The 20,026-nt window shown below is 69.6% G+C and carries 16 protein-coding genes, 1 tRNA gene and 2 pseudogenes; 5 read left to right on the top strand and 14 right to left on the bottom strand.

The genetic code is table 11. The features are described 5' to 3' along the window. Positions 1-96: 96 nt before the first annotated feature. Positions 97-178 (top strand) — tRNA-Leu (locus WA675_RS07315). Positions 179-694: 516 nt separating this feature from the next. Further along, on the top strand, positions 695-1,084 hold the full coding sequence (locus WA675_RS07310; protein WP_336083027.1) for a hypothetical protein: 390 nt from the start codon (positions 695-697) through the stop codon (positions 1,082-1,084). Between the two features lie 131 nt (positions 1,085-1,215). Here the strand turns inward: WA675_RS07310 and WA675_RS07305 are convergent, their stop codons facing one another. Beyond that, on the bottom strand, positions 1,216-1,500 hold the full coding sequence (locus WA675_RS07305) for a hypothetical protein (protein ID WP_336083025.1): 285 nt from the start codon (positions 1,498-1,500) through the stop codon (positions 1,216-1,218). Positions 1,501-1,652: 152 nt separating this feature from the next. Between WA675_RS07305 and WA675_RS07300 the strand changes: the two genes are divergently transcribed. Next, complete coding sequence (locus WA675_RS07300) at positions 1,653-2,378, top strand: histidine phosphatase family protein (protein ID WP_442945567.1); 726 nt, start codon at positions 1,653-1,655, stop codon at positions 2,376-2,378. Between the two features lie 449 nt (positions 2,379-2,827). Here WA675_RS07300 and WA675_RS07295 read toward each other — a convergent pair whose 3' ends face one another. The 8 genes from WA675_RS07295 to WA675_RS07260 form a co-directional block, all read right to left on the bottom strand. Beyond that, entirely contained in the window at positions 2,828-4,984 is a 2,157-nt protein-coding gene (locus WA675_RS07295; protein WP_336083022.1) for an elongation factor G-like protein EF-G2, read from the bottom strand. Between the two features lie 122 nt (positions 4,985-5,106). Next, positions 5,107-6,423 carry a DUF1254 domain-containing protein gene (locus WA675_RS07290; protein ID WP_336083021.1) on the bottom strand — a complete coding sequence of 439 codons (1,317 nt, stop codon included), beginning with the start codon at positions 6,421-6,423 and terminating at the stop codon, positions 5,107-5,109. Positions 6,424-6,571: 148 nt separating this feature from the next. Beyond that, positions 6,572-6,970 carry a PPOX class F420-dependent oxidoreductase gene (locus WA675_RS07285; protein ID WP_336083019.1) on the bottom strand — a complete coding sequence of 133 codons (399 nt, stop codon included), beginning with the start codon at positions 6,968-6,970 and terminating at the stop codon, positions 6,572-6,574. A gap of 35 nt (positions 6,971-7,005) precedes the next feature. Continuing rightward, positions 7,006-7,356 carry a DUF1772 domain-containing protein gene (locus WA675_RS07280; protein WP_336083017.1) on the bottom strand — a complete coding sequence of 117 codons (351 nt, stop codon included), beginning with the start codon at positions 7,354-7,356 and terminating at the stop codon, positions 7,006-7,008. Positions 7,357-7,521: 165 nt separating this feature from the next. Next, complete coding sequence (locus WA675_RS07275; protein ID WP_336083016.1) at positions 7,522-7,851, bottom strand: hypothetical protein; 330 nt, start codon at positions 7,849-7,851, stop codon at positions 7,522-7,524. Between the two features lie 115 nt (positions 7,852-7,966). After that, positions 7,967-8,578 carry a TetR/AcrR family transcriptional regulator gene (locus WA675_RS07270; RefSeq protein WP_336083014.1) on the bottom strand — a complete coding sequence of 204 codons (612 nt, stop codon included), beginning with the start codon at positions 8,576-8,578 and terminating at the stop codon, positions 7,967-7,969. A gap of 18 nt (positions 8,579-8,596) precedes the next feature. Next, positions 8,597-9,370, bottom strand: coding sequence for a hypothetical protein (locus WA675_RS07265; RefSeq protein WP_336083013.1), 774 nt, complete (start codon positions 9,368-9,370; stop codon positions 8,597-8,599). Between the two features lie 84 nt (positions 9,371-9,454). Then, positions 9,455-9,844: a nuclear transport factor 2 family protein gene (locus WA675_RS07260; RefSeq protein WP_336083012.1), complete on the bottom strand. Its 390-nt coding sequence runs from the start codon at positions 9,842-9,844 to the stop codon at positions 9,455-9,457. A 167-nt stretch (positions 9,845-10,011) separates the two neighbouring features. On the opposite strand from WA675_RS07260, the gene WA675_RS07255 reads away from it, so the two are divergent. Next, positions 10,012-10,764 carry a hypothetical protein gene (locus tag WA675_RS07255; protein WP_336083011.1) on the top strand — a complete coding sequence of 251 codons (753 nt, stop codon included), beginning with the start codon at positions 10,012-10,014 and terminating at the stop codon, positions 10,762-10,764. Positions 10,765-10,865: 101 nt separating this feature from the next. Beyond that, positions 10,866-11,648 carry an isoprenyl transferase gene (locus WA675_RS07250; RefSeq protein WP_336083009.1) on the top strand — a complete coding sequence of 261 codons (783 nt, stop codon included), beginning with the start codon at positions 10,866-10,868 and terminating at the stop codon, positions 11,646-11,648. Positions 11,649-11,674: 26 nt separating this feature from the next. Here WA675_RS07250 and WA675_RS07245 read toward each other — a convergent pair. From WA675_RS07245 to modA, 5 genes and pseudogenes are all read right to left on the bottom strand, one after another. After that, positions 11,675-15,957: pseudogene (locus WA675_RS07245) on the bottom strand (molybdopterin-dependent oxidoreductase). Continuing rightward, a pseudogene (locus WA675_RS07240) lies at positions 15,954-16,925 on the bottom strand (molybdopterin-binding protein); the annotation flags it as partial. The pseudogenes WA675_RS07240 and WA675_RS07245, both read right to left, overlap by 4 nt. 460 nt (positions 16,926-17,385) lie before the next feature. Beyond that, complete coding sequence (locus WA675_RS07235) at positions 17,386-18,435, bottom strand: ABC transporter ATP-binding protein (RefSeq protein ID WP_336083008.1); 1,050 nt, start codon at positions 18,433-18,435, stop codon at positions 17,386-17,388. Beyond that, positions 18,432-19,244: a molybdate ABC transporter permease subunit gene (modB, locus tag WA675_RS07230; protein WP_336083006.1), complete on the bottom strand. Its 813-nt coding sequence runs from the start codon at positions 19,242-19,244 to the stop codon at positions 18,432-18,434. The genes WA675_RS07235 and modB overlap by 4 nt, the downstream gene beginning before the upstream one ends. Then, a complete protein-coding gene (modA, locus tag WA675_RS07225; RefSeq protein ID WP_336083005.1) occupies positions 19,241-20,017 on the bottom strand; it encodes a molybdate ABC transporter substrate-binding protein in 777 nt (258 codons plus the stop codon). Before modA ends, modB begins: the two co-directional genes overlap by 4 nt. Between the last annotated feature and the right edge of the window lie 9 nt (positions 20,018-20,026).

Genomic DNA, 20,026 nt, shown 5'->3' with positions numbered 1-20,026 from the left:
ACCCCAGGTAGTGTTACCCACCGGTACGCCACGCCGCCGCGACGCTTCGCGTAGCCGGTTTTGCCCGGTAGAGTTTGGACGGTCGTACACATCCAAGCGCGAGTGGCGAAATTGGCAGACGCGCCAGATTTAGGTTCTGGTGTCCACGGACGTAGGGGTTCAAGTCCCCTCTCGCGCACACATTCCTGGCCTTCGAGCCGGATAAAGGCTCCTGCGTGTTCGAGTGCACTCACACTCAGGAGAGCAACCCGTGCATGACCGTGACCTGCGTAAACATGCTTCGCCGGTGGCAGCTGTGCCACTTTTGATCAGCCGGGCAAGTTCACGATGTCGGGGCGAGGTGATCAGCGATGCTCGAGTCGACGTGGGTCGAACGCACGGTCAGCTACGCCGTGGCCGCACCACCTCACTCCACCTGTGCGCAGCCGACCGACGGACCCGCGCCATGTCAGGCACTCACTCCCGATTGAGCGTCCTCGCGTGCCGCGCACCGCGCAGAGTGTGATGTTCGCGCCGTCTCATCGAGCGCTATGGCCGATCCGGCGACGCGCTTCCCGTACCATCTGCGCCACTCGCGACGCCGAATCCCCGCCCGGATAGATCATGCAGCTGAAGGTAGCCAACGCAGCCAACTGTGGCGATGGAGTTATCGCTCCGCTCGGCTATCCGGAACCAACTAGTCCATCCTTGGTCAATGGATCCAGATCCCCTAGTGGCGATTGAACTGTCTGCGGCCGAGCGTGAAGTCCTGCGGCGCGGGTTGGGTGAATGGTTCGGCCCGGCCCGCTGCACCGAGGCGCTGGCGGTCGCGATGGGCTTCCTGAGCGTGGACGACCTACGTGAGCAGGAGAAGCGAATACGTTCGGCGTTGGTCGCCAACGAACCGCTGAGCGGTCGCGACTGGCGGCGGGCGTTGGTGGCGACCGAGTTCGTCTTCGCCAGCGATGTCTTCGGGTCCGGAGTGGAGTGGTCGATTACCACGGGTCTAGGGGACGAGGAGACCATCCACATTCTTCGCGGCTTGCAGCGCAAGCTGGCTCGCGCCGTGCCCGAGGCGCTCTACAGCCATCGCCGAACTGGGTGACCGCCTGAGACTTGGTCACAGTTCCACGAGCACCGCTTGCTCGAGCGCAACCTCCGAGCCCGGCGCAGAACGTCCGCGTCCGCCGAATCGGATACCGAGGCTGGTGGCCCGCGGTACATCCCCACACTCAACTATTCCGTGCATGACCAGACGCTGTAGCGGGCATCAGCGACCGCGCCCCAGATGATTCCCGTCAGCCGCTCCATCATCTCGAAGACGTAGTCCTCATCGAGCGGCTCGGGAGCATCCTCCTCTTCAGGAATCGCTGGCCCGTGCTCATCAACGACCTCGCCCTCGGCATAGATGATCTGGCGCACCAACCCTCCTTCGCGGTACCAAGCAAACCCATGAACAGTTGAGACGCTGTTGGTTACCCAGGCCAACGCCCTGCTCGCACCGCACCACAGCTTCGTCATCGAAGATCACCCGGAACTTGTCCGTGTTGCCGACCGCGCTCGGTCCAGTGCGCGAAAGCTCCCGATGATCGGGAAGCCCCGTATTCGATTCGGGCAAGTGGCTGCTTCTGTGTGACGCGACACACCCAATCCCGGGAAAGGCACTCCCACCCATGCGAATCCTCTCTCTTCGATTGTCCCTTGCGGTGCTGGCTGTTGCGGCCACTACCGCCGCCACCGGCGTCGCGTCCGCCGATATCGACTTCGGCAGTTCCGGTGGCAGCGGTGACATGGTCATCACCCTGGTCCGTCATGCCGAGTCCCTCGGTAACACCTCCGGCTTGATCGACACCAAGGTGCCCGGGCCCGACCTGACCGCACGTGGCCGGACACAGGCGGACAATCTGGCCGTTCAACTGGGCGACAAGGACTACGACTGCGCCTTCGCGTCCACCATGGTGCGTACCGAGCAGACCGCGGCACCGACCGTCGCCGAGCAGGGCCTGAGTCTCGGCATTCAGCCGGGTTTCCGGGAGATCGAGGCGGGCGAGTACGAGGGCACGCCGGAGGCCGAGGCGCTGTCCGGGTACCTGCAGGCGCCGATCAAGTGGCTCTCCGGCGACCTGGACGCCCGGATTCCGGGCTCGATCGACGGCAAGGAGTTCGACGGCCGCGTCGACCAGGCGCTACTCGATGTGCAGCGTCGCGGCTGCGCCAACCCGGTGATCTTCTCGCACGGCGGCACCATCATGTTCTGGTCGATGATGAACGCCGCCAACGCCGACAAGAACAAGCTCGGCACCGATCCGATGCGCAACGGTGGCCGCGTCGTCCTCGAGGGCAACCCGCAGAAGGGCTGGACGATCGTCGAGTGGGTCGGCCACCCGGACCTGGGCTGATTCACCCTTCCGCGCCCCGGATGCCACCGCCACGATCGATGACGCCGGGGCGCGGTCGTACCGCAGCCCATGTCCCTCACACGCAGTGGTGGGTCGCCCGGAGCGATCGGATCCCGGTGGGTCGAACACCGTAAATGCAACCAGTTCGTCCGCAAACGTAACTGTCCTGCGGTTACATTCGCGCATGGCCGACTTTGGATGAGCTGGTGTTCGACATCCAGCGTCTGAAGCAAGGGTGGCCACCAAAGCCCGGTCCTTCACGCCACCCGTCCGGATCACTATCGAGGACGCGGCCGTCGACGAAAGTCTGATCGTCGTCTTGCGGGTCCACGAGTGTGACCGGTCAGCCAAACCATTCCGGGTGTCCGCCAGCGGAACGGCGTACCTGCGCAGCCATGACGGCGACTTCGCCATGTCGGAGCTCGAAGAACCCCAGAGACGCCGACACTTCAGGCGGGCGCCTGGGCGCCTTCCTTGCGCGCCCGTTCCGCGGCGGCGGTCGGCATCGGCTCGTGCCGCAGGTAGCCGCGGGTGAACGAGCCCGCTCCGTGGGTGAGTGACCGCAGGTCGATGACGTAGCCGCTCAGTTCGAGTTCGGGGACCTCGGCGCGGATGTGGGTGCGGCCGGTCTCGGCCGGTTCGGTGCCGAGGATGCGGCCGCGGCGGGTGGACAGGTCACCGAGGACGGCGCCCAGGTGGTCGTCGGGGACGGTGACCCGGACCGCGGCGACCGGTTCGAGCAAGCGGGTGCCCGCCGCCTCGGCCGCGTCGCGCAGGGCCAGGGCGCCCGCGGTCTGGAAGGCGGCGTCGGAGGAGTCCACCGAGTGCGCTTTGCCCTCGACCAGGGTTACCCGCACATCCACCAGCGGATAGCCGGGGGTGACCCCGCGCGCGGCCTGCGCCCGTGCCCCCTTCTCCACCGAGCCGATGAACTGGCGCGGCACCACGCCACCGACCACCCGGTCGACGAATTCGAATCCCGTCCCCTGCGGCAGCGGTTCCACCTGGATCCGGCACACCGCGTACTGCCCGTGCCCGCCGGACTGCTTCACCAGCCTGCCGTTGCCCTCCGCAGCCCCGGACAGGGTCTCCCGCAAGGCCACCCGGAACGGTTCCACGTCCACCCGCACCCCGAACCGCCCGCGCAACCGCTCCAGCGCGACCTCCCGGTGCGCCTCCCCCAGACACCACAGCACCAGCTGGTGGGTGTGTTCGTTGTTCTCCAGCCGCAGCGTCGGGTCCTCGGCGACGAGCCGGGTCAGGCTCTGCGAGAGCTTGTCCTCGTCGGCCTTGCCCTGCGCCCGGATCGCCACGGGCAGGAGCGGTTCCGGCAGCGGCCACGGTTCGATCAGCAGGGGCTGTCCGGCGCCCGACAGCGTGTCGCCGGTTTCCGCGTGGCCGAGCTTGCTCACGAACGCGATATCGCCGGCGACGGCCTCGCCCATGCTCCGCTGCTGTTTCCCCGACGGCGCGCTGATCCCGCCGACCCGGTCGTCGGCCTCGTGCCCGGGTCCGCGGACGTGGACGGTGTCCTCGCTGTGCAGCGTGCCGGAGAAGACCCGCACCAGCGAGATCCGTCCCACGTACTGGTCGGACGAGGTCCGGATGACCTCCGCGGCGAGCTCACCGTCCGGATCGCAGCACAGTGCGCTGGGCGGGGCGCCGTTGCCGCCCGAGACGGCCGAGACCGGGTGTTCGATCGGGGTCGGGAACCCACCGGTGATCAGTTCGAGCAGTTCGAGCGTGCCGAGACCCTGCTCCGCGTCCTCGGCCGCGGGCGCCGCGAACAGCACCGGATGGAAGCTGCCCCGTGCCACGGCACGTTCCAGGTCGTCGACCAGGGTGTCGAGTTCTACGGGTTGACCGTCGAGGTACCGGTCCATCAGTGTCTCGTCTTCGCTCTCGGCGATGATCGCCTCGATCAACCGGTCGCGGGCCGGGTCGAGCTCGGTGAGCTGTTCGGCGGATGGTTCGGTGCGCTCCCGGGTGCCGCCGCGATAGTCGGCGACCCGGCGTTCGAGCAGTTCCAGCAGTCCGATCGCGGGTCGGTGCCCGTCCGGGCTCTTCGGCCCGTAGACCGGCAGGTGCAGGGGTAGCACGGCATCGCTCGCCGCATCGGTCAGCAGCGCCTGACAGGTCTGGACCAGGTCCGCGTACTCCGCCCGGGCCGTGTCCAGATGTGTCATCACGATCGCCCGCGGCATTCCCACCCGCGCGCACTCGGCCCACAGTTCCCGCGTCGCCCCCGCCACGCCCTCGACGCCGTCGGCCGCCGACACCAGGAACAGCGCCGCGTCCGCCGCCCGCAACCCGGCGCGCAGTTCGCCGACGAAATCCGGGCATCCCGGCGTATCGATCAGATTGATCTTCACCCCACCCCACTGCACCGGCACCACCGACACCTGCACGGACCGGTGCTGCCGCCGTTCGACCTCGTCGTCATCGGACAGCGAGGTCCCGTCCTCCACCCGCCCGGCCCGGTTCACCGTCCCGGTCGCCAACGCCAGCGCCTCCACCAGCGTCGTCTTCCCCGCACCACTGCTGCCGACCAGCGCGACATTCCGGATGCTCTCCGGTCGCCACGCCCCGTTCGTCCGCTCCACCATGTCGCACGCTCCCTCGGGTCGGGGATCCACTGCTTCGAGCTTCCCACCTCGAAGAGCGCCACGTCCACGGTTGTTCTCGCAACGACCGCCGCGCGAGCGGAACCGGCTGCACAGCCGCCCGGCTACCGAACCTCCGTTCGGTGGACCGGCGGCGGCGTCCAGGTTCCGTCGAGGGCTTCGGCCGCGGGCGCGTAGAGGCGCAGAGTGATGCCCATCGGTCCGGTCGGCGCGGGCAGCCAGTTCGGTTCGCGGTCGGGGCCCGGGTTCCTGTGCGAGATGTAGAGGTCGAGCGATCCGTCGGCGTTGTAGTTCAGCGGATCGCGGTCGCCGAGTGCGTAGCGATCCAGTTCGTTCGTGATCTGGAACCCCTCGAGGTCGTACATCGTGACCGACCAGAATGCCGCGACCGGCGGTAGCTTCCCGGCGTCGAAATGGAGCACGTAGTCGTTGCCGCCGACGAGCGGGTCGCCTGCCGCGTCATGAACCAGCAGCGGGTAGATCGCGTCCTCGGCGGGATTGGCACCCAGGCCGACCAGGGTGATCGCCGACCTGCGGAAGTAGTCGTTACCGTAGACGCCGATGGTGGACAGCACGCTCATCCAGCCGTTGGTGGGCGGGATCATCGTGGTGCGCGCGGCGAGCAGATCGGCACGCGCGGCACCGACTCCCGCATCGATCTCGGCGAGTTCGGCGGAGGAGAACCGCTTCGCGTCGAAGTCCTGGCCGGGGACGATGCCGAGCAACGAGATGCGGGCCAGGACGGAGAAATCGGTCGGGTGACAGGGGGTCGTTTTCAGGACCGTCGCGGCGTGACCGAAGAACTTCACCGCGGGCATCTCATTGACCTGGCGGAGTGGTTCGATCTCGCTGATCTGGGCTGGATCGGGGGTGAATGCCGGCCGGTCGCCGAGTTCGGTGATGCGCAGTCCGGCCTGGAACTCGTTGACCGACGCGTAGTCATCCGGGCCGTTCGTCTGAGTTCGCCCGATCACCCAGACCATCGGCGTCGGCGCCTTGACCACCGGGACACCAGCGGGCAACCGGCCGTGATACCCCGGCCCGACGACAACGTAGTCCTGCTCCTCGGTGCCGGTTGTTCGTTTACCCGGCGAGGCGAACGCATCGGTCCATGCGTCCAGCATCGGCATCATGTAGTACCGGCCACGACTGTCGGGAATATGGAGCTGGACCGGGCCGTCGGTGAGGTTCAGCCATGCCGACGAGTACAGCGTGTCGAAGTTCGGGCGTACCACCGCACGGAAATCGACGTCAGGCAGGGCGAGCATGTGGTGAAACTGATTCGGCGGTCCGAAACCCGGGGTCGACCCGGCCGGCGAGTTCGTCTGCTGCCTGCGGGTGACATCCATCGTCACCAACGAGTACAGGTAGACATACGCTTCGTAGCTCAGGGTTCGCAGATCGCTGGACAGCACACTCATCACGCCTCCATGACACTCACGATTCCGAGGGGTCGGCCGCGTCCATCGTCGGTGTCGGTGCCGCGCGAAACCTCACCCACAGGGGGTGAACTACACCGTGCGGCGGGCGCTCGGTATGACTGCGTAAACCCGGCGGCCACGAAGTGGGCTACTCCGTGGCGCGGCTGGTGAAATCGAAGGAGTCGCCGTCGATGCCCCAGGTGATGATGCGGGCGGGATGGATGCGGATGATCGCGCGTTCCTGGTGTGGGAAGGGCGGTTCCACGTCGTCGATGGCCTCGGCGGTGCCGCGTACTTCGATGCCGCGAATCACGTAGGGGTCCAGGGAGACCTGCTGGTCGATGACGAAGGAGACCCGGCTGCCCGACTCGATATTGCGGTACTTCCGGGTGGCCCGCATCCGCATGCCGCCGATGTCGATGGTGCCGTCGGCGTTCACCCGGTAGCCGGTGGGGTTGTTCTGCACGATGCCGTCGGGCGACACGGTGGCCAGTCGGCCGATCCCGGCCTCGGCGAGGAACTGCTGTTCATTGGCGGTGTAGGTCATGACTGGTACTCCTCGTGAATCGGTGCTTGTCGGGTTCAGAACAGGATCAGCGCGACGCACAGTCCGGCGATGGCGATGAACTGCAAGCCCACCCGGTACTTCAGGATGCTGTCCCACTTGTCTTGCAGCGCACGGGCATCCGGCGGAATGACCCCGCTCTGCGCGGCAGCCGTCTGCCGCGCGTTGATCGGCTTGGCGACCCGCACATAGAAGCCGAGCCAGGTCAGCAACGCCGCCACGGAGATCCCCGCCGCCACCGCCGCCCCCACCTGCCCGGCCCCGAGCGCGAGCACCACCGTGAGCACGGCCGCCACCACCCCACCCGCCCCGACCACCGGCATCCGCTTGTCCCCGTAGTAGTGCCCCCACCCGGCACTGACGGTCACCGTCGCATCATCGATGCTTCCGATACACCGACCGCATGATCACGGCCCCACACACATCGGTGCCGTAGACGACGGCATTGGCGAGAACAGCGGCAGTCGCGACAACCTGCCCGGCAACGATCAGCATTTCGGTTTCCCTTCTCTAGTTTCTAGCATCGCTAGGAACTAGAGAAACGGTAACACCACGCTGCCGACCTGTCTAGCATTGCTAGATTTTCGATCGCACTGCGGCGACCACCCGAGCGGGACGAACCAGGTCCCTGCGCCGACCACCGCGCGCCACCGGTCCGTGCCGAACCAGCGCGTGACCCGGTCGAACGAGGTCGCGACGAGCAGCGCGATGGCCACATAGCCGAGCCCGCCGACGATGATCGATACGGCGGAGGCCAGCGTCCAGAAGGTGGTCGAGTCGGTGGTGGCGAGAGCGAGGATCGCGGCCAGGTGGATGCCGTGCGACATACCGAACGACAGGCCCAGGTAGCACTGGTTACGCACCAGCCAGCGCGTCGGTTCGGCGGGCCACAGCGCATTCCAGGCACCTCCGGAGCCCGGCGAGGGGCACAGAAGGCATCGCGGCAACCCATCGACCGGCCGCGAGATGTGCGTGCGGTCAGCCAGCGGCACCATGGAGGGTGAGGGTGTTGTCGACGCAGCGGGCAAGGAAGGGGGCGTCGACTGGCTGGTCGCCGGTCAGGATGCGGAAATACAGGGGGGCGGCGAGGGTTTCGAGGAGGGCTCGGGGGTCGATGGTCGGGGGAAGTTCGCCTCGGGTGATGGCGCGGGTGACCAGGGGGGTGGTGTGGGTGAAGCGGGTGGTCCAGAAGTGGTGGCGGGCGGCGTCGATGTCGGGGTCGGTGGAGAGGGCTAGGGTGCTGCCGAGGAGGCGGGTGATGCCGGGGCGGGTCAGGAGTTCGGCGATCTGTTCGGCCAGTTGTCGGAGGTCGGTGCGGAGCGCGCCGGTGTCGGGGGCGGGGTTGCCGGTGGCGGCGAATTCCGTGATCGCTTCGGCGATCAGAGCGGTGCGGGTGCCCCAGCGGCGGTAGATGGTGGTTTCGGCGACGCCCGCGCGGGCGGCGACATCGCCGATGGCCAGGCCCTCGATGCCGTGTTCGGCGGCCTGGTCGAGGGTGGCGGCGAGGATGGCCGCGCGGACCCGGGCCGAGCGGCCGCCGGTGCGCTTGCGCGGTGCGGGGGCCGCCTGGTCGTTTCCGTCCCGGTCCATGGGCCAGTTGTACTCGATCTAGCGCACCGACGCGATCAGCCAGTTGCCGAATTCGCAGGCCAGATGCCATTCGTGCTGGTGGCGGAGTCGTGCGGGCACCGAGGCGGGGAACTGCACGGTCAGCAGGGCTTCCAGGGCGCCGTCGCGGTCGCGGAATTGGTGGCGGACACCGCCGATGGCCAGGCCGTCGTCGAGAAACGCGGTCCCGGCGATCTGGATGGGATAGGCGGGATCGACCGGGATCGAGACCGCGTCGGTGCGGGTGTAGTCGACGAGGAAGCGGGTGGCGGCGGGTGCGCCGCCGGTGGTCTCGACGACCTCCTGGCGGCCGTCGGGCAGTCCGCGCAGCAGGTAGTGATCCGGGCAGGCGTCGGTCATGGCGATCTCGTCGTCGGCGACGACCAGGTTGCCGAACCACGCGGCGAACTGTTCCGCCGACAATCCGGGCGCGCGCAGCCAGGTGACCGAGTACTCGGCCCTCCCCCGGCTCACCGCGACACCGACCCGGGCCAGGCGCTCCGACAGCGCGAGTTCGCGCCGGAACGCGGCGTAGATCCCGGCGTGGCCGAGCTGGGTCTTGGCCGCCAGCAAGGCCGTTCGACGTTCCGCGAGCGGGGCACCGCGCAGATCGCCGGGCGAGGAGCCGGTCAGCAGTTCACCGAACCCTCGCGCTCCCAGCCGCGCCGCGAGCTTGCCGAGCACGGCGTCGGCACGGCGGGATTCCCACGCCAGCACCTGCTCACGCGGGATCTCGCGCCGCCCGATGGTTGTTTCGATGTCGACCGCGACCATCCGCCTACCTCCGATTTTTAACGCAAGCATTACTTGCGTTAAGAATGCCTCCGAACATCTCGGAGCGCAAGCGTCCGATCGCGGTCAGTCCGGTTTGCGGGTGGTGAGGTGGGTGAGGGCGCAGCGCCAGTGGCCGTTGACGTGGATGAAGACGTCGCTGGTCCATTCGTCGGCGTCGAAGCGCGTGCCCTGGTAGTGGGCGGTGTTGGTGACTCGGGTGGTGAGCAGGGCCGTGTTGCCGTGGTAGCGGATGCGGGGGGCGCCTACGCGTCGCATGGCGGAGTGGGTGAGGGCGCCGGAGCGGACCAGGTCCAGGAAGCGTTCGGCGGTGGCGATGCCGGTCTCGGAGACGATGATCCAGTCGTCGGTCATGAAGGAGCCGATGGCGTCGGCGTCGTTGGCGACGATGGCGGACTGCCAGTCGTCGAGGACTGCCAGCAGGACGGTGTCGGTGGAGGTGGGTGTGGTCGTCATGGGTCAACGCTAGGAGTGGGGGTGACGCGGGGTCTTGGACGAATGGAACAGCGGCGGAGTGTGATAGCCGATCGCGGTGCGGGGCGAGACAAGTCACACCCGGGTAGCGCCGGGCGGGTGCGCGGCGATGAGCCAGGCGAGAAGACCGGACTGTGGAAGGACTGGACATGGCTGGACGACATCGTGCGGTGAGCAAGCAGCGCAAGGCCTTGCGCGGACTGCCCGCGGCGGTGGCCCTGCCCGCGGCGATCGCCTTCGGCGTCGGCCCCGGGATGGCGCAGGCCGCGCAGGTGCAGACGGTCACCGACGACCTGCCGGACTTCGCGACCGCGCAGGACTCCCGCGCGGACGCACCGCACTTCGCGGTTGCCGGGCAGCACCCGACCGCGGCCCACCCGTCCACCCAGCCGGTCCCCGTGGACGCCGCCACCGAACACCGTGTGGCACAACTGATCTCCGCCACCGAGGACTACTCCACCGACGCACAGCTCGCGACCGGACCCGTCGCCGCCGAGCACACCCGGCCGGTCACCGCACCACACGCCCAGCCGATCGCCGCACCGCAGGCCCAGCTGCCCGCCGCCCCGCACGCGCAGCCCGCCGCCGCCCAGCCCGTGGCGGCCCCGCACCCCACCGCCACCCCGATCGCCAGCCCGATCGAGAACGCCACCTACCTCGGCTCCACCGCGGGCCAGGTCATCGGCGGACTCGCCGGTGCCACCGTCGGCGTGCTCGGCGGCACCGCCCTGGCGACTCCGTTGGCCCTGCCGACCGGCGGCCTGGCCGTGCCGGTGGGCGCGGTGGCCGGTGGCATCGTCGGCGGCGTCGCCGGGACGTATGCCGGGTACTACGCGGGTGCCATGCTCGGGACCGCGCTGGCGCAGCAGGCGCCGCATCTCATCCCCAACGTCCTGCCCTGACCTCGCGCGGCGGACGCCCGACTCTTCGCCTGACCGGCACCTCGCTATACTGCCCCGATTCGAGGTGCTGTCAGGAAAACCGCGACATTAAGAAGAGTTGAATGAAGCTTCTGCCCTTGTTCTTGCGTCAGCCGATGGAGACGGTCTACGAGCGTCGCCTGGCCACGACCCTGGTCGGGCTCCCGCGGCCGCAGCACATCGGGATCATGCTCGACGGCAATCGCCGCTGGGCGCGCGAGGCCGGGCACGACGATGTCCGGGAGGGTTACCGGGCGGGCGGCGCCAAGGTGGTGGAGTTCCTGGAGTGGTGCACCGCCGCCGATATCGCGCACGTGACGCTGTTCATGCTCTCCGACGACAATCTCGGCCGCCCATCCGAGCAGCTCGGCCCGCTGATCGAGATCATCGAGGCGACCGTGCGTGACATCTCCGCGGCGGGCCGCCCATGGGAGGTCCAGGTGATCGGCTCGCTGGACCTGCTGCCCGGCGATTCCGCGCGCGTGCTCAAGGAGGCCGCCGCCGAGACGACCGGGCGCGGCGGCACCAAGGTCGACGTGGCGGTCGGTTACGGCGGCAGGCGCGAGATCGTGGACGCGGTCAAGCGCGCCTTCCGCCAGCACATCGGCGCGGGCGGCGACCCGCTCGACCTGATCGACAAGTTCGACGTCGACGACATCTCCCGCCACCTCTACTCCCCCACCGGCGAGAACACCGACTTCATCATCCGCACCTCCGGTGAACAGCGCCTATCCGGTTTCCTGCTGTGGCAGTCGGCCTACGCCGAGATGCAGTGGCTGGACTGCTACTGGCCCGCTTTCCGCCGCATCGATTTCCTGCGCGCCCTGCGCTCCTACGCCGGACGTCAGCGCCGCTTCGGCAAGTAGGCCGGGGGCACGGGCTTTCGGCGTTCTCAGTAGACGTCGCGCACGTAGCGCTTGTGGTGGAGAGCTTCTTGACGTAGGCGTCGGCGTCGTCGGAGGCCATATCGCCGTGATGAGCGACGATCTCGCGCAGGGCCGCGTCGACATCCTTGGCCATGCGCGAGGCGTCTCCGCAGACGTAGAAGTGCGCGCCGTCCTCGATCCACTTCCACAGTTGCGCACCGTGTTCGCGCATCCGGTCCTGGACGTAGACCTTCGCGCGCTGATCGCGGGAGAACGCCACATCCAGCCGCGAGAGCACGCCGTCACGCTGGAGCTGTTCGAGTTCGTCGCGGTAATAGAAATCGGTGGCCTCGTGCTGTTCGCCGAAGAACAGCCAGTTGGCGGCCTGGTCGCCGCGGGCGCGGCGGTGTTCGAGGAAGCCGACGAACGGCGCGACACCGGTGCCGGGCCCGATCATGATCGCCGGGACGGCCGGATCGTCGGGCGGGCGGAAGTGCGGCGCGGACTGCACATGCAGCACCAGCGGCTGTTCGAGTTCCGCGTCGGCCAGATACGACGAGCACAGCCCGCCGCGCGCCCGCCCGGTCACGCTCTCGTAGCGGATCACCGAGACGGTGGTGCACACCCGGGTCGCGTCGACCAGCGGGCTCGACGAGATCGAGTACAGCCGGGGCTGGAGCCGCTTGAACAGCCCGACCCACTCCTGCGGGTCGGCGGTGAGCGCGAACTCGGCGGCGATATCGGCGGGCTGACGCCCCCACAGCCATTTGGCCAGCTCGCCCTTGTTGTCCGGGCGCAGCAGGGTTTTCACGGTGCGGTCACCGGTCCGGTCGGCGACCAAGCGCAGCAGCTCGGTGGTGGTCCTGGTCAGATCGAGGTAGCCCTCGAGCGCGATCGACAGCGGCATGGCGCCCGCCTTGGGTACCTCCACGGTGGTCGCCGGGTCCATGCCGGTGACCGCGAGAAACTCCCACACCAGGCCGAGATCGTTGGCCGGGCGGACGCCGAGCGCGTCGCCGACGTCGTAGGTGAGATCGGAGCCGGACAGGTCATAGGTGAACTGGCGGACTTCCTTCTGCGCGCCGGGCAGGCTCAGCAGCCGGTTGCCGACGAGGCGACCCGTCGGGGCGTCGCCGCGGACCGCGGTGGTCGCCGATCCCGGTGCGGGGGCGGCGGTTCCGGCGACCGGGGCGAACGCCGTGGCGGCGGGCGCGGGTCGTGCAGCCATCCCGCCCGGTGCGGCGTGCTGCTGCTCGGCCGGACCGGTCGCCGGGGCGGTCAGGGCGGGCAGCAGCTCGGTGAGCCATGCCGCGGCCGCGTCCTCGTAGTCGGGTTCGCAGTCGACGCGGGCCAGCAGCCGCTGCGCGCCGAGTTCGGCCAGGCGTTCGTCCAGGCGGCGGCCGTGGCCGCAGAAGGCGTCGTAGTTGGAGTCACCGAAGGCCAGGACCGCGAAACGTCGTCCGGCGAGGGCGGATTCACCCGCACCGGTCAGCGAGTTCCAGAAGGCCGCGCCGTTGTCGGGGGCGTCGCCGTCGCCGAAGGTGCTCGACACGACCACCAGGTCGGCATCGGCGGGGATGTCGGCGACGGTGATGTCGTCCATGGTGCGGACGACCGGTTCGCGGCCGCCCGCGCTGATCGCGGCGACGGCCGTACCGGTGACGAAGTCTTCGGCATTACCGGTCTGCGAGGCCCACAGCACGAACAGGGGCCGGACCGCGGGCGCGGCGGCGGCGGTCACCGGCGGCTCGGTGGCCGCCGGAGCCGGAGCTGCCGCGACCGCGGGCGCGGCGCGCTCCGGGATCGGTTGATGGGCACCGAAGACACCCGCGAGCATGCCCTCGACCCAGGCCGCGTTGGCCGGATGCAGTGGATTGCCAGGCGGCAGTACCGGGACCACCGCCGTCTCGTGCCGGGAGACACCGGCCAGGAACCCGGCCAGATAGCCCTGTTCGGTGGCCGAGAGTTCCGGGGTGGCCAGGTTGCCGATGCCGAGCAGGTCGGCGGCGGTGTAGACCAGGCCGGGCACCGCCGGTCGCAGGGCGGGCGCCGACCCGCCGATGTCGACCGGGGGCAGCGCGTCGGCGACCGGCTGCGGGTCGGCGGCGCGGGGCTCCTGCGGCTCGATGACGATCGGCGCGGGCACCTTGGTGAGCCGCACCGCGCACACCTTGAACTCCGGCTGCTGCGAGAACGGGTCGATCGCGTCGTTGGTGACGGCATTGACGGCTTTGTACTCGCCGAACAGGTCGTTCCAGTGGAACGGCGCGAACACATCGCCCACCCGCACCCGGTCGGTGACCACCGCGGGCAGCACCGCGCGGCCGCGCCGCGAGGCCACCTCGAGCCAGTCGCCCTCGGCCACCGAGAGCCGGGCCGCGTCCTCGGGGTGGATCTCGGCGAACGGGCCGGGGTTGAGTTTGTTGAGCTTGGCGATCCGGCCGGTCTTGGTGAGGGTGTGCCATTGATGTTGCACGCGACCGGTATTGAGCAGGAAGGGATAGTCGTCGTCGGGCAGTTCGGCCGGTTCCAGGTTCGGACGCGCGAAGAACACCGCACGCCCGGAGGCGGTCGGGAACCACAGGCGCGGGGTGGTGCCGTCCTCGCGAGTGCGCAGTTCCTGGCTGACGCCGTCGTTGACGTAGCGAATCGGGTTGCGGGCGGGCCCGTCCGGGGCGACCGGCCATTGCAGCGGGCCTTCGCGCAGCCGTTCGTAGGTGGCGCCGCGCAGGTCGTAGCCGGTGCGCGGGTTCCAGAAACCCTTGATCTCCTCGAAGATCTGCTCGGCGCTGTCGTAGGTGAACGCGTCGGCATAGCCCATGGCGCAGGCGATCCGGGCGATGATCTGCCAGTCCGGTAGCGCGTCACCGGGTGGGTCGATGACCTTCTGCACCAGCGTGAGATTGCGTTCGGAGTTGATCATCACCCCCTCGTGCTCGATCCACAGCGTGCCGGGCAGGATCACGTCAGCGTAGGCATTGGTCTCGGTATCGGCGAACACGTCCTGGGTGATCACCAGCTCCGCGGCCTCGAGCCCGGCCAGCACGGTCTTGCGATTGGCCACCGTGGCGACGGGATTGGTGCAGATGATCCAGCAGGCCTTGATCTGGCCTTCGGCCATGCGCGAGAACATGTCAATGGTGCCGGTGCCGACCTCGGTGCGCAGTGTGCCGGGGGGAAGGTTCCACTGGTTCTCGACGAAGGCCCGGTCGGCGTCGTAGAGCACGGTGCGCTGACCCGGCAGACCGGGGCCCATGTAGCCCATCTCGCGCCCGCCCATGGCATTGGGCTGGCCGGTGAGCGAGAACGGGCCGCTACCGGGACGGCAGATCGCGCCGGTGGCCAGGTGCAGGTTGACCAGGGCGTTGGTGTTCCAGGTGCCGTGCGTGGACTGGTTGAGCCCCATCGTCCAGCAGCTCATCCACTCCTTCGCCGTGCCGATCATCTCGGCGGCGGCCTTCAGATCCTCCACGGACAGGCCGGTGAGCGTCGAGACGGTGGCGGGGTCGTAGTCGGCGAGGAATTCCGGCAGGCCGTCGTAGCCCTCGGTGAATTCCGCGACGAACTCGCTGTCGACGTGTCCCGCCTCCACCAGCAGGTGCAGCAGGCCGTTGAGCAGCGCGAGATCGGTGCCGGGGGTGATCTGGAGATAGAGGTCGGCCTTCTCGGCGGTGGCGGTGCGGCGCGGGTCCACCACGATCAGTTTCGCGCCCGCCTTGACCCGATCCATCATGCGCAGGAACAGGATCGGGTGGCAGTCGGCCATATTCGCGCCGATGACGAAGAAGACATCGGCGTGGTCGAAGTCCTCGTAGGAGCCGGGCGGGCCGTCGGCGCCGAGCGAGAGCTTGTAGCCGCTGCCCGCGCTGGCCATGCACAGCCGCGAGTTGGATTCGATCTGGTTGGTGCCGACGAAGCCCTTGGCCAGCTTGTTCGCCAGGTACTGGGCTTCGAGGGTCATCTGGCCGGAGACGTAGAAGGAGACCGCGTCGGGGCCGTGCTCGTCGATGATCGCGCGCAGGCGGGCGGCGGTGTCGGCGATGGCCTTGTCCACCGCCGTGGCGAGGGGTTCGGTGCCGCGTTCGGCCCGGACCAGGGCGGTGCCGAGCCTGCCGTCGCTGACCTTCAGCAGGTCGGCGTGGCTGCCGCCCTTGGTGCACAGCCGTCCGCCGTTGGCGGGGTGCGCCTTGTCGCCGGGCGCCTTGCGCACGGTCTTGGTGCCGTCGGCGGCGGTGTCGACCTCGAGGGCGATGCCGCAGCCGACGCCGCAATAGGAGCAGACCGTGCGCACGGTCTCGGGGCCGCTCATCGCGGGAGCAGGATCAGCTCGGCCAGTGTGCCGCGCGCGCTTCCCGGTGGTAGCAGCGCCAGCGCCTGGGCGGTGACCAGATGGGCCAGGTGCGGGATGCCGACCGCGCCGGTGGCCCGCCACACCCCGCCCTCGACCTGGGTCACCGGGACGATATCGGTGGTCTGTCCCGGCGGGGAGGACCGGTCGACGAGCCTGCCGCGGATCTTGCCGGGCGCCCGGTCGGTGAGCGCGTCGACCACGCAGCGGCCGGTGACCATGAGCGCGGTGATCGCCTCGAACGGGTTGGCGGGCACCACCATCAGCGTGCGGCCGTCGGGCAGCCGCGCGATCAGCTGCTCGCCGCCGGGCCGGATCATCACGCCGTCGACCACGATCTCCGCGCCGATCTCGGTGAGCAGGCAGCGCATCTCGTCGAGCGCGCCGACCACGATGACCAGTTCGGCGTCGGCGGGCATGGCGAACCAGGCGCGCAGCAGTTCCCCGTCGGGGATCTGCCACACCTTGCGGCAGCGGATGTCCCCGGCGGCGAGGAAATTGGCGACCACCGGGGTCACCGCGTCCTCGCCCCCGCGCGGATCGGTGGCGAAGCGGCTGCCCGCGACCAGCACGTCGGCCGAGACCGGTCCGCGCACGGTGGCGGTCGTCAGGCCCGCGCTCGAGCCCACCGAGATCACGGCGGGACCCACCCGGGTGCCCGCCGCGGCGAGGACCGTGCCCGCGTGCCACTGTTCGCCGCGCACGCGGGTGTCGTCGCGCAGCGGCGCGTGCGGGGCGCGCATCAGCACGACCCGGCCGGAGACCCGGGAGAACATCACGTCCTCGGCGCGCATGACGGCGGTCGCGCCCATCGGTGTGGGCGTGCCGTGCGCGATGCGCGCCGACTCGCCGGGGTTGAGGGCGGCCATGCGCGCATGCACCCGCTCGGGCCGCACCGTCCACCACGGGCCGGGACCGCTGACGGCGTATCCGTCGAGCGCGCGGCGGCGTCCATCGGCGGCTCGGCCGCGGTCGCCTCCAGCGGACCGGCCAGCGTGGCGCCGACCGCGTCGGCCAGCATCCGCGTCACCGGGGTCAGCGGCGCGAGGCCGCGGCGCAGGATGCGCGGCAGGCTCACGACTTAGACATAGACGGCCGACGGCACCACCGGCGCGACCTCCGCAGCACCGGGCACGATCTCGGTCAACCCACCACCTCCAACCATGGAAATATCCTCATTCTCGGTTATTGCCCCGCCGTGTCTCCGCAGTTGCCTATTGATCACCGAGATCTCACCCGCAGTTGCGGAGAGTTGTGCGGTCGCCCGGAGTCGCGCGCGATCCGCAGGTCAGAGCCAGGAAGCACGGCGCGCGGAATGCTGCTGCCACCGCGGTCCGGCGACAAGGCGTGGATGTACGTGCTGGCGGCCGCGGCGCCCGGCGGGGTGGATCAGGCCGGGTAGGTGCGGATCTCGGTCGCCTTGACCGAGGCCCACAGCCGCATGCCGCTCTGCACCCGCAGGTCCGCGACGGTGGCGGGGGTGACCTCGGCGAGCACCGCCGGGCTGCCCGCCAGGCGGATCCGCGTCAGATGCGCGTGCTGCTCGACCCCGGCGACCGTGGTCTCCCAGGTATTACGCGGACTGCCCACGGGCGGTTCGGGATACAGGGCGACCGCGCTCGGCGGGAACGCGAGATAGACCGGACCGGTGGTGGATTCGGGGATCGTCAGGACTCCCCCGTCGGCGAGCTTCACCGAAGTACCGTCGGCGACACCGCGATACAGATTGAGGCCGACCAGATTCGCCACATAGTCGGTGCGGGGCCGCTGGGCCACCTCGGCGGGCGGGCCCTCCTGGACGACCCGCCCGTTCTCGATGATGACGAGCCGGTCGGCCAGAACCATGGCGTCGAGTGGGTCGTGGGTCACCAGCACGGTGTGACCGGGGAAATCGGCGAGGTGATGGCCGAGTTCGGCGCGCACCTGCAGGCGGGTGCTGGCATCGAGGGCGGCCAGCGGCTCGTCGAGCAGCAGCAGCGCCGGGTCGGTGGCCAGCGCGCGGGCCAGCGCGACCCGCTGCGCCTGGCCTCCCGACAGCGAACGCGGTTTGGCGGCGGCGTGCTGCCCCAGGCCGACCCGCTCCAGCCAGCCCGCGGCGTGCTGCCGGGCGAGCTTGCGGTGGGTGCCGCGCGCCTGCAACCCGAAGGCCACATTGTCCAGCGCGGTCATGGTCGCGAACAGCAGATAGTCCTGGAAGACCACCCCCACCGCGCGGTGCTCGGCGGGCACGAAACGGGCCGGTGGCGCGTCCCAGATCCGCTCGTCGAGCCGGATGCGGCCCTCGGTGAGCGGGGTGAGCCCGGCCAGCGCGCGCAGGGCGGTGGTCTTGCCCGCGCCATTGGGGCCGAGCAGGGCGACCACCTCCCCCGGCGCCACGGTGAAGGCGATGTCGAGGGTGAAATCGCCCTGGGCGATGCGCAATTCGGCGTCCAGGCTCACAGCGGTCCTCGGGTCCAGCGGTCGCGCAGGGCGGCCAGTACGGCGACCGAGACGGCGAGCAGCACCAGGCTCAGCACGATCGCGTCGGCCGGGTCGGTCTCCAGGGCGAGGTAGACCGCCAGCGGCATGGTCGTGGTGGTGCCGGGGAAACTCCCGGCGAAAGTGATGGTGGCGCCGAACTCGCCCAGCGCGCGAGCCCAGCACAGCACGGCACCGGCGACCACGCCCGGCATCACCGCGGGCAAGGTGACCCGCCGGAAGGTCAGCCAGCGCGAGGCGCCCAGGGTCGCGGCGGCCTCCTCGTAGCGCGGATCACTCGCCCGCAGCGCGCCCTCGACCGAGATGACCAGGAACGGCATGGCCACGAACGCCTCGGCCACGATCACCCCGGCGGTGGTGAACGGCAGCGAGAAGCCGAACCAGTCGTAGAGATAGCTGCCGACCAGCCCGCGCCTGCCCAGCACCAGCAGCAGCGCCACGCCGCCGACCACCGGCGGCAGCACCAGCGGCACCGTCACCAGGGCGCGCACGAGGCCGAGTCCCGGGATCTCGCCCCGGGCCAGCAGCCAGGCCAGCGGGATCCCGAGCACCAGGCACACCGCCGTGGCCGAGGTGGCGCAGACCAGCGACAGCCGCAGCGCCTGCCCCACCTCGGCGCTGACCAGCCGTTCCGGCAGGGTGCGCCAGGGCGCCCGCACCAGCAGGCCGATCATCGGCAGGACCAGGAAGGCCAGCGCGCAGACGGCGGGCAGCATCAGGATCAGCGGCCGCCGACCCCGGACCGCCCGCCGCCGCGCGAGACTCGTCACGGGGTGTCGAAACCGGCCTCGGCGAACTCCGCGCGCGCCTTGTCCGAGCCGATGAACTCGACGAAGGCCGCGGCGGCCGTGCCGTTGGGGGCCTCGGCCAGCGGCGCGATCGGGTAGTCGTTGACGGCCTTGGTCGACTCCGGGAAGTCGATCCCCTCGACCTTGTCGCCCGCGGCCTGCACATCGGTGCGGTAGACCAGCGCCGCGTCGACCTCACCGAGGGTGACCTTGGTGAGCACCGCCTTCACATCGGATTCGCGGGTGTCGGGCTGCGGGGTGATCCCGGCCGTCTCGAACACGGTCTTGGCGGCGGCGCCGCAGGGCACCTGCTCGGCGCACAGCGCGATCTTCTCGTCCGGGTTGGCGAAATCGGTCAGGCCGGTGATCCGGCTGGGGTTGCCCTTGGGCACGGCGATCTCGAGCCGGTTGCGCACGAAGACGATCGGGGCGGCGGTGATGTCGCCCGCGTCGACGACCTGCTGCATGTTCTTGGGCGCGGCCGAGGCGAACACGTCGGCCGGGGCGCCCTGCTTGATCTGCTCGGCCAGTGCCGAGCTGGCGCCGAAGTTGAACACCACCTTGGTGCCCGGGTGCTCGGCCTCGAACTGCTTGCCCAGCTCGGTGAAGGTCTCGGTGAGCGAAGCCGCGGCGAACACCGTGACGGTGCCGCCGATCTCGTCGCCCGCCGGGGCCGCGTCGGTGTCGTTGCCGCAACCGACGGCGGCCACGGCAACCACACCGGCCAGGGCCACCGCGCGAAGTGTGCGAATCATGTTCTACCT

This window comes from Nocardia sp. SSK8 (assembly GCF_037034205.1).
Classification (GTDB): Bacteria; Actinomycetota; Actinomycetes; order Mycobacteriales; family Mycobacteriaceae; genus Nocardia.
Note: the sequence above shows the minus strand (reverse complement) of the source record. Positions and strands in the feature narration are given on the sequence as shown.

Coding starts and splice junctions, on each gene's coding strand:
- WA675_RS07250 (WP_336083009.1), top strand. CDS start 10,866: ATGAAGCTTCTGCCCTTGTTCTTGCGTCAGCCGATGGAGACGGTCTAC.
- WA675_RS07265 (WP_336083013.1), bottom strand. CDS start 9,370: ATGGTCGCGGTCGACATCGAAACAACCATCGGGCGGCGCGAGATCCCG.
- WA675_RS07295 (WP_336083022.1), bottom strand. CDS start 4,984: ATGGTGGAGCGGACGAACGGGGCGTGGCGACCGGAGAGCATCCGGAAT.
- WA675_RS07305 (WP_336083025.1), bottom strand. CDS start 1,500: ATGACGAAGCTGTGGTGCGGTGCGAGCAGGGCGTTGGCCTGGGTAACC.
- WA675_RS07285 (WP_336083019.1), bottom strand. CDS start 6,970: ATGACCTACACCGCCAATGAACAGCAGTTCCTCGCCGAGGCCGGGATC.
- WA675_RS07300 (WP_442945567.1), top strand. CDS start 1,653: ATGCGAATCCTCTCTCTTCGATTGTCCCTTGCGGTGCTGGCTGTTGCG.
- WA675_RS07255 (WP_336083011.1), top strand. CDS start 10,012: ATGGCTGGACGACATCGTGCGGTGAGCAAGCAGCGCAAGGCCTTGCGC.
- WA675_RS07260 (WP_336083012.1), bottom strand. CDS start 9,844: ATGACGACCACACCCACCTCCACCGACACCGTCCTGCTGGCAGTCCTC.
- WA675_RS07290 (WP_336083021.1), bottom strand. CDS start 6,423: ATGAGTGTGCTGTCCAGCGATCTGCGAACCCTGAGCTACGAAGCGTAT.
- modA (WP_336083005.1), bottom strand. CDS start 20,017: ATGATTCGCACACTTCGCGCGGTGGCCCTGGCCGGTGTGGTTGCCGTG.
- WA675_RS07270 (WP_336083014.1), bottom strand. CDS start 8,578: ATGGACCGGGACGGAAACGACCAGGCGGCCCCCGCACCGCGCAAGCGC.
- WA675_RS07310 (WP_336083027.1), top strand. CDS start 695: ATGGATCCAGATCCCCTAGTGGCGATTGAACTGTCTGCGGCCGAGCGT.